Below are 10,978 nucleotides of genomic sequence, written 5' to 3' on the forward strand. Positions count from 1 at the left end.
TTGGACCGCTCGGCCTCCTTGCGGGAGAGCCCGAAGTCCTTCAGCGCCTCGACCGTCAGGGTCGTCAGCGGCACCGGATGGACCTGGTAGCCGTCCAGCGAGCCGTCCTCCAGCGGCGAGGTGTCGTAGCCGACCTTGGCCATCGGCCGCTTGGTGAACTCGTCGGTGTTGACGATGACCTCCGCGCCGCGCGGCACGTCCCCGATGTTCGCCTTCAGCGCGGCCGGGTTCATCGCCACCAGTACGTTCGGGGCGTCACCGGGGGTGAGGATGTCGTGGTCGGCGAAGTGCAGCTGGAACGACGAGACGCCCGGCAGCGTGCCGGCAGGGGCCCGGATCTCGGCCGGGAAGTTCGGCAGCGTCGACAAGTCGTTGCCGAACGACGCCGTCTCCGACGTGAACCGGTCACCGGTGAGCTGCATACCGTCACCCGAGTCACCCGCGAAACGGATGATCACCCGGTCCAGACGGCGCACCTCCTTCTCACCGGAGGACTTGCGCTGTTCCCCGACGACAGCCTCATTGGCCCCGTCGGCCTGTTCGGCTGGGCTACTGACCTGGCTGGTCACTGAACTGGACCTCCTTCGAGGCGGCGGCTCGGGCACGGCCGGCCGACCGGTCGTCCCCCATGGCCCACCCTACGTCGGTAAGGGCCGCCTTCCCCGGACCGCTCATATGCTGGACCACTTTTTGAGACATTTTCCTGCTCTCTGACAGGGTGTCAGCTCGCTGGGAATTTAGGAATTCAAATAGGTCAGCACGGCCAGCACGCGGCGGTGATCCCCGTCACTGGGGGAGAGGCCGAGCTTCTGAAAGATGTTACTTACATGCTTCTCGACCGCTCCGTCGCTGACCACCAGCTGCCGGGCGATGGCCGAATTCGTGCGCCCCTCGGCCATCAGGCCCAGAACCTCCCGCTCCCGCGGTGTCAGCCCTGCCAGCACGTCCTGCTTCCGGCTGCGGCCCAGCAACTGCGCCACGACCTCGGGGTCCAGGGCGGTCCCGCCCCGCGCCACCCTTACGACCGCGTCCACGAACTCACGTACCTCGGCTACCCGGTCCTTGAGCAGGTAGCCCACGCCCCGGCTGGATCCGGCCAACAGTTCGGTGGCGTACTGCTCCTCCACGTACTGCGACAGCACCAGCACGCCGACGCCGGGGTGCTCGCTGCGCAGCTGCACCGCTGCCCGTACCCCTTCGTCCGTATGCGTCGGCGGCATCCGCACATCCGCGACGACGACGTCCGGCAGCGCGTCCTGCGACGCGAGGTCCGCGACCGTCTTGACCAGGGCCACCGCGTCCCCCACGCCTGCGACGACGTCATGCCCCCGGTCGGTCAACAGCCGGGTCAGGCCCTCCCGAAGCAGCACTGAATCCTCGGCGATGACCACCCGCACCCTGTCCTCCACGACTCCGTATCCCCCACCTGTCGTCCGCGCCCCAACCGGGGCTGCTCCAGCATCCCAGTATCAGGAACGGACGGGGCCCAGGCTCGTGGATTGGTGCGCGGGTCGCCTCCGGCGGGGGCAGCGGTGGCTGAGCGGGCCGGAGACCTAGGCCCGCCAAGGCAGCTCCGCCGTCACCGTCGTCGGGCCGCCCGCGGGGGAGTCGACAACCAGGATTCCGTCGACCGCGTCCAGCCGCTCCGCAAGGCCGGCCAGCCCGCTGCCCGCCGTGGTGTCCGCGCCGCCCTGGCCGTCGTCGGTCACCTGGAGCAGCAGCCGGTCCGCCGTGCGCCACACCTCCACGCTCGCCGTGCGCGCCCGCGCATGCTTGCTGACGTTCTGCAGCAGCTCGGACACCGTGAAGTACGCGATCCCCTCGATCGCCGCGGCCGGCCGCGCCGGCAGATCGACATCGACCCGTACCGGCACCGCACACCGTGAGGCGACCGCCGACAGTGCGGCGTCGAGGCCGCGGTCGGTCAGGACGGCCGGGTGGATGCCGCGCGCCAGATCGCGCAGTTCCTGCAACGCGATCTTCACCTCGCCGTGCGCCTCGTCGACCATCCGGGCCGCCGCCTGGGGGTCCTCCGTGAGCTTTTCCTTTGCAAGGCCGAGGTCCATGGCGAGGGCCACCAGGCGGGCCTGCGCCCCGTCGTGGAGGTCCCGCTCGATACGGCGCAGATCGGCGGCGGCGGTGTCGACGACGACCCCGCGGTCCGACTCCAGTTCGGTCACCCGGGTGGCGAGCCGGGACGGCCCCAGCAGGCCGAGGACCATCACCCGGTCCACGGTCGTCAGCGCGCGGATGATCCACGGGGTGGCGAGCGTGAGGAGCAGTCCGATCACGCTGGTCATCGCGAGCTCGAACGGGCTGTCGAGGTAGAAGTTGTGCGTTCCGTCGCCGTACAGCTGGATGCCGTCCTGCCCGGCGTACACCGGGAGGATCCAGTGGTACAGCGGGTAGAGCAGCAAGGCCCAGCCGTAGGCCCAGAAGGTCAGCGCCACACAGAAGGCGAAGACGGCCCACGGGAAGTGCAGCAGCGCGTACAGCAGGTGCCGCCAGGACACCCCGCTCTTGAGGATGCCGCCCATCCAGGCCATCGGCCCGCTCTTCTTTGTACGGACCGGCTCCGGATCCGCCACCGCCAGACCCAGCAGGGCGCGTGCCCGGGTCCGCTCCAGCGCGCCGAGGCCGCGGCAGGCGGCCAGGCCGGCGGCGAGCACCGGGACGCCGAGGAAGGTGACGAGCAGCCCCGCGCCCACCGAGGTCATCGTGACCGCGCAGGTGAAGAGGGCGATGCTGATCGGCAGGCTCAGCATCAGATAGCCGAACTCGCGCCACGTGCGGGCCTCGACCGGCGCGCGCAGTGCCGGCGGGAGGATGTGCCGGCGGGTCTCCGGTCGGTAATCCGTGTCCGTGTCCGTGGCCATCTGCGTCGTCCGTTTCTACTCTGCGGAATGTTCTGCGGGCTGGTACGTCAAGGCTGCTGGGGAGGGGCCTGCCGGGCCATGGAGCCGGTCGGCGTCTCGGACCGGGGGTTTCCCCTACCCGGGGCCGGCACAGCAGCGGCCTGTGGCCGGACAGGGCTTAGCGGTCCCGCCAGGGCAGTTCCGCCGTGACCGTGGTCGGCCCGCCGGCCGGCGAGTCGAGGACGAACAGCCCGTCGACCGCACCGAGCCGCTCCGCGAGCCCGGCCATACCGCTGCCCCCGTCCAGCCGCGCGCCGCCGCGCCCGTCGTCCCGTACCTGGATCAGCAGCCGCTCCTCCGCCCGCCGGACATCGACGGACGCACTGGTCGCGCGGGCGTGCTTGCTGACGTTCTGCAGCAGCTCGGAGACGGTGAAGTACGCAATGCCCTCGATCGCCTGCGCCGGACGGGCCGCCAGGTCGACTGACACCTTCACCGGAACCGTGCAGCGCGCGGAGACCGACGAGAGCGCGGCGTCCAGGCCGCGGTCGGTCAGGACGGCCGGGTGGATACCGCGCGCCAGATCGCGCAGTTCCTGGAGGGCGAGCTTCACCTCACCGTGCGCCTCGTCGACCATCGCCGCCGCGGCGTCCGGATCCTCCAGCAGCTTCTCCTTGGCCAGGCCGAGGCCCATGGCGAGGGCCACGAGGCGGGCCTGTGCCCCGTCGTGCAGATCCCGCTCGATACGGCGCAGATCGGCGGCGGCGGTGTCGACGACGACCCCGCGGTCCGACTCCAGCTCGGCGATCCGCCGCTCCAGCTCGTCGGACGGGGACAGCAGCCCGCGCACCATCGCCCGGTCGGCGTTGGTCAGGCCGCGGGCGATGTACGGCAGGACGGGCCAGGCGACGAAGAGGCCGGTCAGCGCGACCGTGAAGGTCAGCACGCCCCAGGGCAGCCGGATGAAGTCGTACAGCACGGTGCGCCAGCCGACCGGGTCCTTCAGGCTCGTCCACAGCCAGGTGAAGAAGTCGCCCTGGCGGCGGCGGGCGGGTATCGGGCTCGGCTCGTCGATCCGCAGACCGAGCAGCTTCCGCGCCCGCCACCGCTCCGCCTTGCCGAGCTGCCGCGAGCACAGCAGGCCGGCCGCGAGCAGCGGCAGCCCGATCACCGTCACCGACAGCAGGGCGCCCGTGTAAATCATGACAGCCACGTAAACAAATCCGATGATCGACATCGGTAGATTGGCGAGGAGGTGGGCGATCTCCTTCCAGGTGTGGGCGTCGTACGCGAAGCGCACGGGGGGCAGCCGGTCGTCGGGCAGCCGGTCGTCGGCGTGGGCGCTGGCGGTGGCGTCGGTGCTCGCGGTCATACGGCACAGACTGCCGGGGCGGACGGGCCGATGCCATGGGGTGGGCAGTGGGTGAGAAGTAGGGATAACCCCACCTCAGGTTCGCTTCAGCCCGACGCGACTGCTTATCGTGTCTTTAGCAGGGCCTAGACTCCCGTCCGTACAGATCGTCGACAGTGGCCATGGGGAGCGAGGGGCGGACGTGCTGGAACCGACCGTGACCGTGCTTTCGGCCGAGCGTGGCGCCGACCATGCGGCCGACTACTTCGCGAGCTATTCGGTCGTCGGACTGATGGCGCTCATCGGGGTGCTGTTCGTCGCCGTGGCCTTCGGGGCCGGACGGCTGCTGCGGCCGGTGGTGCCGACGCGCGAGAAGATGCTCACGTACGAGTGCGGAGTGGACCCGGTCGGCGAGGGCTGGGCGCACACCCAGGTCCGCTACTACGTGTACTCCTTCCTCTACGTGATCTTCGCTGTCGACTCGATCTTCCTGTTCCCGTGGGCGACGGTCTTCGCCGCCGCCGGATACGGCGCCACGACGCTGGTGGAGATGTTCATCTTCCTCGGCTTCCTGGCCGTCGGTCTGCTGTATGCCTGGAAGAAGGGCGTCCTCGAATGGACGTGACCCAGCCTGAGCTGCTGCCCGAGCCGAAGCGGCTGGGCGCGCTGTCCCGCCTGGCTCCCGAGCCCATGAAGGTGGTCCTCAACTGGGGCCGCCGCTACAGCCTGTGGGTCTTCAACTTCGGGCTCGCCTGCTGCGCGATCGAGTTCATCGCCGCGTCGATGGCCCGGCACGACTTCATACGGCTCGGCGTGATCCCGTTCGCGCCCGGACCGCGCCAGGCGGACCTGATGATCGTCTCGGGCACGGTGACGGACAAGATGGCCCCGGCGGTCAAGCGGCTGTACGAGCAGATGCCCGAGCCGAAGTACGTCATCTCCTTCGGCGCGTGCTCCAACTGCGGCGGGCCGTACTGGGACTCGTACTCCGTGACGAAGGGTGTCGACCAGATCATCCCGGTCGACGTCTACGTCCCCGGCTGCCCGCCCCGCCCCGAGGCCCTGCTCCAGGGCATCCTCAAGCTCCAGGAGAAGATCGCCCGGGAGTCGCTGGGCGAGCGGTACGCGGATGCGGGCGCAGCCGCCCGGCCGTCGGCCGCCGCGCTGCAGAGCGGCCTGGTCCCCGCGCCCACTCCAACCACTCCGGGGGAGGGCGGACAGTGAACGCGCCTCTGTACGACAGCCTCCCGGACGCGGTGACGGAGGTCTTCACCGCGGAAGCCACGGCCGAGCGGGCGTACGACCTCCTCACGGTGGACGTGCCGGCCGGCTTCTGGATCGCGGCGCTGGAAATCGCCCGCGACAAGCTGGGCTGCACCTATTTCGACTGGCTGAGCGCGGTCGACGAGCCGGGCACGGGATTCCGCGTCTGCGCGCATGTCGTCTCGCTGGAGCGGGGTACGGTCAGCCGCCTGCTCCTGCGCACGACGGTCCCGCACGAGGCCCCGGTGCTCGCCTCCGCGGTGGACATCTACGCGGGCGCGAGCTGGCACGAACGCGAGACGTACGAGATGTTCGGCGTCACCTTCACCGGCCACCCGCACCTGGTCCCGCTGCTCCTCCCGGAGGGCTTCGAGGGCCACCCGTTGCGCAAGGACTTCGTGCTGGCCGCGCGGGTCGCGAAGGCGTGGCCCGGGGCGAAGGAGCCGGGGGAGTCGGAGCACGGCGGCCCGAAGCGGCGCCAGATGCTGCCGCCGGGCGTCCCGGACCCGAACGAATGGGGCCCCCTGAAGGGCCAGCTCCCCCCGGCCCCAACCCGCCCGGCCCGAACACCCCGCGCAACAACCGACCGCCCACCCGCCCGCACCCGCGCCGCGCAGGAGGCCGAGCCGGCCCGGCGCGCGCGTACCGCCGCCGAGCGCTCGGCGTCGCAGCAGGCTGCGCAGGCCGCAACGGATCCCACCGCCCCGGCGGCGGGGGGCTCGGGGTCGCAGCAGGCTGCGTCGGAGACGCCCGCCACGGAGCCCGGCGCCCCGGCGCGGCGTGCGCGTACCGCCGCGGAGGGCTCGGCGTCGCAGCCGGCTGGGGCCGGCTCCGACGCCGGGGGCGTTGCGGCTCCCACGGATCTCGGCGCCGCCCCGGCAGGGACGCCTGCGCGTACGGCGGCCGCGGCGCCTGCGAACCGCCCGGCGGGCGGGGCCGCGGCACCGCGGCCGGCGCGCAGCTCCGACGCCCCTTGGCACAACCCGCGCCCCGCGTTCGACCCCGTCGACGATTCCGGCGAGCCCGGGGCCGAACCCGGGGCCGATGGGGACGACGTACAGAAGGACTCCCGGGCCGGGAATCGGCCGGGCGATGACCGCGATGCCGCCGGAGGCGACGAGTGAACGACGCCCTCGACGTCGCCCTGCGACTGATCGTCGTCTTCGCAGTCTTCCTGGTGCTCCCGCTCGTCATCGGGCAGACCGAGCACAAGGTGATGGCCCACATGCAGGGCCGCCTCGGCCCCATGTACGCCGGCGGCTTCCACGGCTGGGCCCAACTCGTCGCCGACGGCGTGAAGTTCGCGCAGAAGGAGGACGTGATCCCGGCCAACGCCGACCGCCGCATCTTCCAGCTCGCCCCCGCCGTCGCCCTGCTCCCGTACCTTCTCGTGCTCGTCGCGATCCCGATCGGCCCGAGCGAGGGCGCGGTCGGCCAGGTCGTCGACGCGGGCATCTTCTTCGTGCTCGCGGTCATGGGCGTCGGAGTGCTCGGCAGCCTCATGGCCGGCTGGGCGTCGGCCAACAAGTTCTCCCTGCTCGGCGGGCTCCGCACCGCCGCGCAGCTGCTCGCGTACGAGCTGCCCATGCTGCTCGCCGCCGCCTCCGTCGCGATGGCGGCCGGCACCGTTTCTCTCCTTGGCATCCTCAACGCCTTCGAGTGGTGGTGGCTGCCCTGGCAGATCGTCGGCGCCCTCGTCTTCTTCACTGCCGGCCTCGCAGAACTCCAGCGCCCGCCGTTCGACATGCCGGTGGCCGACTCGGAGATCATCTTCGGCGCCTACACCGAGTACACCGGCCTCCGCTTCGCGCTCTTCCTGCTCGCCGAGTACGCCGGCATCGTCGTCCTCTGCGGCCTCACCACCGTCCTCTTCCTCGGCGGCTGGCACGGACCCTGGGGCGCCGACGGCCTCGGCTGGGTCTGGACTCTCCTCAAGACGGCAGTCCTCGCCTTCGGCGTCATCTGGCTGCGCGTCACCTACCCGCGGCTCCGCGAGGACCAGCTGCAGAAGCTCGCCTGGACCACGCTCATCCCGCTCGCTCTCGCGCAGATCGCGCTCACCGGAATCGTGAAGGTGGCGATCCAGTAATGGCCCCCATCCCCGGCTCCGGCCTCGCCAAGGGCCTGGCCGTCACCCTTCGGACGATGACGAAGCGGTCGCACACCGCGCAGTACCCGGACGTCCAGCCCGAACTCCCGCCCCGCACCCGCGGCGTCATCGGCCTGTTCGAGGAGAACTGCACGGTCTGCATGCTCTGCGCGCGTGAGTGCCCGGACTGGTGCATCTATATCGACTCCCACAAGGAGACGATGCCCGCCGCCGCCCCCGGTGGCCGCGAGCGCAGCCGGAACGTCCTCGACCGGTTCGCCATCGACTTCTCCCTCTGCATGTACTGCGGTATCTGCATCGAGGTGTGCCCCTTCGACGCCCTGTTCTGGTCGCCCGAGTTCGAGTACGCCGAGACGGACATCCACGAACTCACCCACGAGCGGGACAAGCTCCGCGAGTGGATGTGGACCGTGCCCGCGCCGCCCGCACTCGACCCGGCTGCCGAGGAGCCGAAGGAGATCGCCGCGGCCCGCAAGGCGGCGGAGAAGCTCGAAGCCCAGCAACTCGAAGCTCAGCAGCAACAGCAGGAGGGGGAGGCGTGACTCTCGCAGCGACCACAGCCGCCGAGCACGGCTTCCTCTCTCCCACCGGCGTCGAGATCGCGTTCCTTCTCGTCGGCATCGCGACGCTCGGCGCGGCCGTCATCACCGTCACGACCAGGCAGCTGGTGCACGCCGCCCTCTGGCTGGTCGTCGCGCTGGGCGGGATCGCTGTCGAGTACCTGCTCCTGACCGCGGAGTTCATCGCCTGGGTGCAGGTCCTCATCTACCTCGGTTCCGTCGTCGTCCTCCTTCTCTTCGGGCTGATGCTGACCAAGGCCCCCATCGGCCGCTCCCCGGACGCCGATTCGGACAACCGCTGGGTGGCGCTCGGTGTCGCGCTCGCCGCGGCCGCGGCGCTCGTCTGGGTGGTCGTGGACGCGTTCCGTACGACCTGGATCGACCTGGACGGACCGGTCCAGGGCTCCACCAGGGTGTCCGGCGAAATCCTGTTCCAGCACTGGGTGCTGCCCTTCGAGGCGCTCTCCGTCCTGCTGCTCGCCGCCCTCGTCGGCGCGATCGTCCTGTCCCGTAAGAGCAAGAGCGGTAAGGAGCAGCGCTGATGCACCTCGCCTATCCCGCCGTGCTCGCGGTCCTCCTCTTCTCCACCGGTCTGTACGGAGTGCTCGCGCGTCGCAACTCCATCCTGGTGCTGATGTCCGTCGAGCTGATGCTCAACGCCGTCAACCTCAACCTGGTCGCCTTCGACGTCTGGCTCCGCGACGCTCTGCATGCCGGCCAGGCGCTGACCCTCTTCACCATCGCCATCGCCGCCGCGGAGATCGGCATCGGCCTGGCGATCGTGCTGATGGTCTACCGCAACCGCGGCACCGCAGACATCGACAAGCTGCGCGACACCGCCGAGACCGCTGATTCCGAGGTCGCCGCGTGACCATCACGACCCTCGCCGTCCTCGTCCCCCTTCTTCCCTTCCTGGGCGCCGCGGCCGGACTGCTCCTCGGCCGCAAGGCACCCGGATTCGTCCGGCCGCTGGCTGTGCTGCCCACCCTCGCCGCGGCCGCGCTCGCGGTGGTCGTCGCCGTCCGCCAGGGCGGCGGCAGGGCGATCGGCGCCGCCACCGAACTGACGCCCACCGGCTCGGTCCCCGTCGAACTGGCCCTGTACCTCGACGGCTTCGCGGTCCTCGTCGCCGTCCTGGTCGGGATCGTCGCGTCCTGCGTGCAGATCTACTCGACGGCGTATCTGCGCGACGACCCGCGCTACCCGTCCTACGCGGCTCTCATCTCCCTCTTCACCTCCGCGATGCTGCTGGTCGTCTACTCCGGCGACCTGATGGTGCTGCTGGTCGGCTGGGAGATCATGGGCATCTGCTCGTACTTCCTGGTCGGCCACTACTGGGAGACCGAGGTCGCCCGCGCCGCCTCCCTCAAGGCCTTCCTGGTCACCAAGCTCGGTGACGTCCCCTTCCTGTTCGGTCTGTTCGCGCTGGCGGCCGACGCCGGTACGTTCCGGATCACCGGCATCCTGCGTACGGTCGCCGACGGCGGCCTCGACCACCCCACCCTGATCGCGCTGCTGCTCCTCGCGGGCGTGGCGGGCAAGTCGGCGCAGTTCCCGCTGCACACGTGGCTGCCCGACGCGATGGCGGGCCCGACCCCCGTCTCGGCGCTGATCCACGCCGCGACGATGGTCGCCGCCGGTGTCTACTTCGTGGCCCGCCTCCTCCCCGTCTTCGCGGCCTCCGCCGCCGCGCTGGTCGTGCTCGCCGTGATGGCCGCGGTGACGATGGTCGGCTCGGCGCTCGCCGCCCTCGCACAGGACGACATCAAGCGCGTCCTCGCCTACTCGACCGTCGGCCAGCTCGGCTACATGACCGGCGCCCTGGCGGTCGGCGACCGCGGTGCCGCCGTCTTCCACCTCCTTTCGCACGGTGCGTTCAAGGCCCTCCTCTTCCTGGGGGCGGGCGTGATCATCCACGCGGCGGGCACCAACTCGCTGGCCGCCATGTCCCGGATGAGCGGCCTGGCCAAGCGGATCCCCGACGCGTTCTGGACGATGACGATCGCCCTGCTCGCCCTCGCCGCGATCCCTCCGTTCGCCGGCTTCTTCTCCAAGGAAGCCGTCCTCGTCGCCGCCGAACACGCGGCCCTCGGCGAGTCGGAGATCGCCCCCGGCGCCGCCGGCTGGACCGTCCTCCTCTCGGGCCTCCTCACCGCCCTCCTCACCGCCGCCTACGCCACCCGCCTGTGGCTGCTGGCCTTCCGCGGCACCGGCCCCGAGGTCGCCGACCACGGCAGGCAGCCGCTCGCCATGACCGGCGTGCTCTGGCTCCTCGCCGTCCCCTCACTCGGCTTCGGCCTGACCGCCGGCTACCTCGACGGCTGGTTCGACGGCCACGCGCTCACCCCGACCCTCACCACCTCCGTCCTCGGTACGGGCGTCGCCCTGGTCGGCGGACTGATCATTTACGCAGCGTGGCGGCACACGACTGCCCTGGCTGCCCACATCCCGATCGACGGGATCGTCGCTCACCCCGACGCCGAAGGCGGACAAGTCGAGGCGGAGGCCATCGGTTTGCCGCACCCCGCGTCGGACCCCGCCGATCCCGGCCGGCTCCTCCTCGGCCCGCTCCACCGCCACGCGGCCGCCGCCTTCCACGTGGATGCCGTCTACTCCGCCCTGTTCGTACGCCCCGTCCGCGCCGCGGCCGAACTCGTCCGCTTCCTCGACCGCGAGGTCGTCGACACGTACGTACACGGTGCGGGCGCCGGCCCCCGCCTGCTGGGAGCGGTCGTCCGCCGCGCCCAGACCGGCAATGTGCAGACCTACCTCAGCGCCCTGCTCGCCGGCTCCGTCGTCCTGGCGATCGCCGCCGTACTCGTCGCCGCCGGAGCGTGAG

The 10,978-nt window shown here is 71.0% G+C and carries 12 protein-coding genes; 8 read left to right on the top strand and 4 right to left on the bottom strand.

What is annotated here, in order from left to right:
- From NLX86_RS17405 to NLX86_RS17420, 4 genes are all read right to left on the bottom strand, one after another.
- On the bottom strand, window positions 1-569 hold a 569-nt coding region (locus tag NLX86_RS17405; RefSeq protein WP_254372633.1), incomplete at its 3' end, for a 2-oxoacid:acceptor oxidoreductase family protein.
- Window positions 570-737: 168 nt separating this feature from the next.
- Window positions 738-1,397 (bottom strand): response regulator transcription factor, encoded by a 660-nt coding sequence (locus NLX86_RS17410; RefSeq protein WP_308409607.1) that lies wholly within the window; start codon window positions 1,395-1,397, stop codon window positions 738-740.
- Window positions 1,398-1,553: 156 nt separating this feature from the next.
- A complete protein-coding gene (locus NLX86_RS17415) occupies window positions 1,554-2,876 on the bottom strand; it encodes a sensor histidine kinase (RefSeq protein WP_254372635.1) in 1,323 nt (440 codons plus the stop codon).
- A 157-nt stretch (window positions 2,877-3,033) separates the two neighbouring features.
- On the bottom strand, window positions 3,034-4,227 hold the full coding sequence (locus NLX86_RS17420; RefSeq protein ID WP_254372636.1) for a sensor histidine kinase: 1,194 nt from the start codon (window positions 4,225-4,227) through the stop codon (window positions 3,034-3,036).
- 181 nt (window positions 4,228-4,408) lie between these two features.
- Between NLX86_RS17420 and NLX86_RS17425 the strand changes: the two genes are divergently transcribed.
- From NLX86_RS17425 to NLX86_RS17460, 8 genes are read left to right on the top strand one after another with little or no spacing between them, the layout of a single operon-like run.
- A complete protein-coding gene (locus NLX86_RS17425) occupies window positions 4,409-4,831 on the top strand; it encodes an NADH-quinone oxidoreductase subunit A (RefSeq protein WP_254372637.1) in 423 nt (140 codons plus the stop codon).
- Window positions 4,822-5,430, top strand: a complete 609-nt coding sequence (locus NLX86_RS17430; protein ID WP_254372638.1) for an NADH-quinone oxidoreductase subunit B — start codon at window positions 4,822-4,824, stop codon at window positions 5,428-5,430. The genes NLX86_RS17425 and NLX86_RS17430 overlap by 10 nt, the downstream gene beginning before the upstream one ends.
- Window positions 5,427-6,593 (top strand): NADH-quinone oxidoreductase subunit C, encoded by a 1,167-nt coding sequence (locus NLX86_RS17435; RefSeq protein WP_254372639.1) that lies wholly within the window; start codon window positions 5,427-5,429, stop codon window positions 6,591-6,593. The genes NLX86_RS17430 and NLX86_RS17435 overlap by 4 nt, the downstream gene beginning before the upstream one ends.
- Window positions 6,590-7,558 carry a complex I subunit 1 family protein gene (locus NLX86_RS17440; RefSeq protein ID WP_254372640.1) on the top strand — a complete coding sequence of 323 codons (969 nt, stop codon included), beginning with the start codon at window positions 6,590-6,592 and terminating at the stop codon, window positions 7,556-7,558. The genes NLX86_RS17435 and NLX86_RS17440 overlap by 4 nt, the downstream gene beginning before the upstream one ends.
- Window positions 7,558-8,121: an NADH-quinone oxidoreductase subunit I gene (locus NLX86_RS17445; protein WP_254372641.1), complete on the top strand. Its 564-nt coding sequence runs from the start codon at window positions 7,558-7,560 to the stop codon at window positions 8,119-8,121. Before NLX86_RS17440 ends, NLX86_RS17445 begins: the two co-directional genes overlap by 1 nt.
- On the top strand, window positions 8,118-8,681 hold the full coding sequence (locus tag NLX86_RS17450; RefSeq protein ID WP_254372642.1) for an NADH-quinone oxidoreductase subunit J: 564 nt from the start codon (window positions 8,118-8,120) through the stop codon (window positions 8,679-8,681). Before NLX86_RS17445 ends, NLX86_RS17450 begins: the two co-directional genes overlap by 4 nt.
- Window positions 8,681-9,010, top strand: a complete 330-nt coding sequence (gene nuoK, locus NLX86_RS17455; RefSeq protein WP_254372643.1) for an NADH-quinone oxidoreductase subunit NuoK — start codon at window positions 8,681-8,683, stop codon at window positions 9,008-9,010. Before NLX86_RS17450 ends, nuoK begins: the two co-directional genes overlap by 1 nt.
- The gene (locus tag NLX86_RS17460; protein ID WP_254372644.1) at window positions 9,007-10,977 is read left to right on the top strand and encodes an NADH-quinone oxidoreductase subunit L; all 1,971 of its coding nucleotides are present in this window, start codon (window positions 9,007-9,009) and stop codon (window positions 10,975-10,977) included. Before nuoK ends, NLX86_RS17460 begins: the two co-directional genes overlap by 4 nt.
- The last annotated feature ends 1 nt before the right edge of the window (window position 10,978 follow it).

The sequence above is a fragment of the Streptomyces sp. A3M-1-3 genome, from assembly GCF_024213665.1.
GTDB lineage: Bacteria > Actinomycetota > Actinomycetes > Streptomycetales > Streptomycetaceae > Streptomyces.

Coding starts and splice junctions, on each gene's coding strand:
- NLX86_RS17415 (WP_254372635.1), bottom strand. CDS start 2,876: ATGGCCACGGACACGGACACGGATTACCGACCGGAGACCCGCCGGCAC.
- NLX86_RS17420 (WP_254372636.1), bottom strand. CDS start 4,227: ATGACCGCGAGCACCGACGCCACCGCCAGCGCCCACGCCGACGACCGG.
- NLX86_RS17430 (WP_254372638.1), top strand. CDS start 4,822: ATGGACGTGACCCAGCCTGAGCTGCTGCCCGAGCCGAAGCGGCTGGGC.
- NLX86_RS17445 (WP_254372641.1), top strand. CDS start 7,558: ATGGCCCCCATCCCCGGCTCCGGCCTCGCCAAGGGCCTGGCCGTCACC.
- nuoK (WP_254372643.1), top strand. CDS start 8,681: ATGCACCTCGCCTATCCCGCCGTGCTCGCGGTCCTCCTCTTCTCCACC.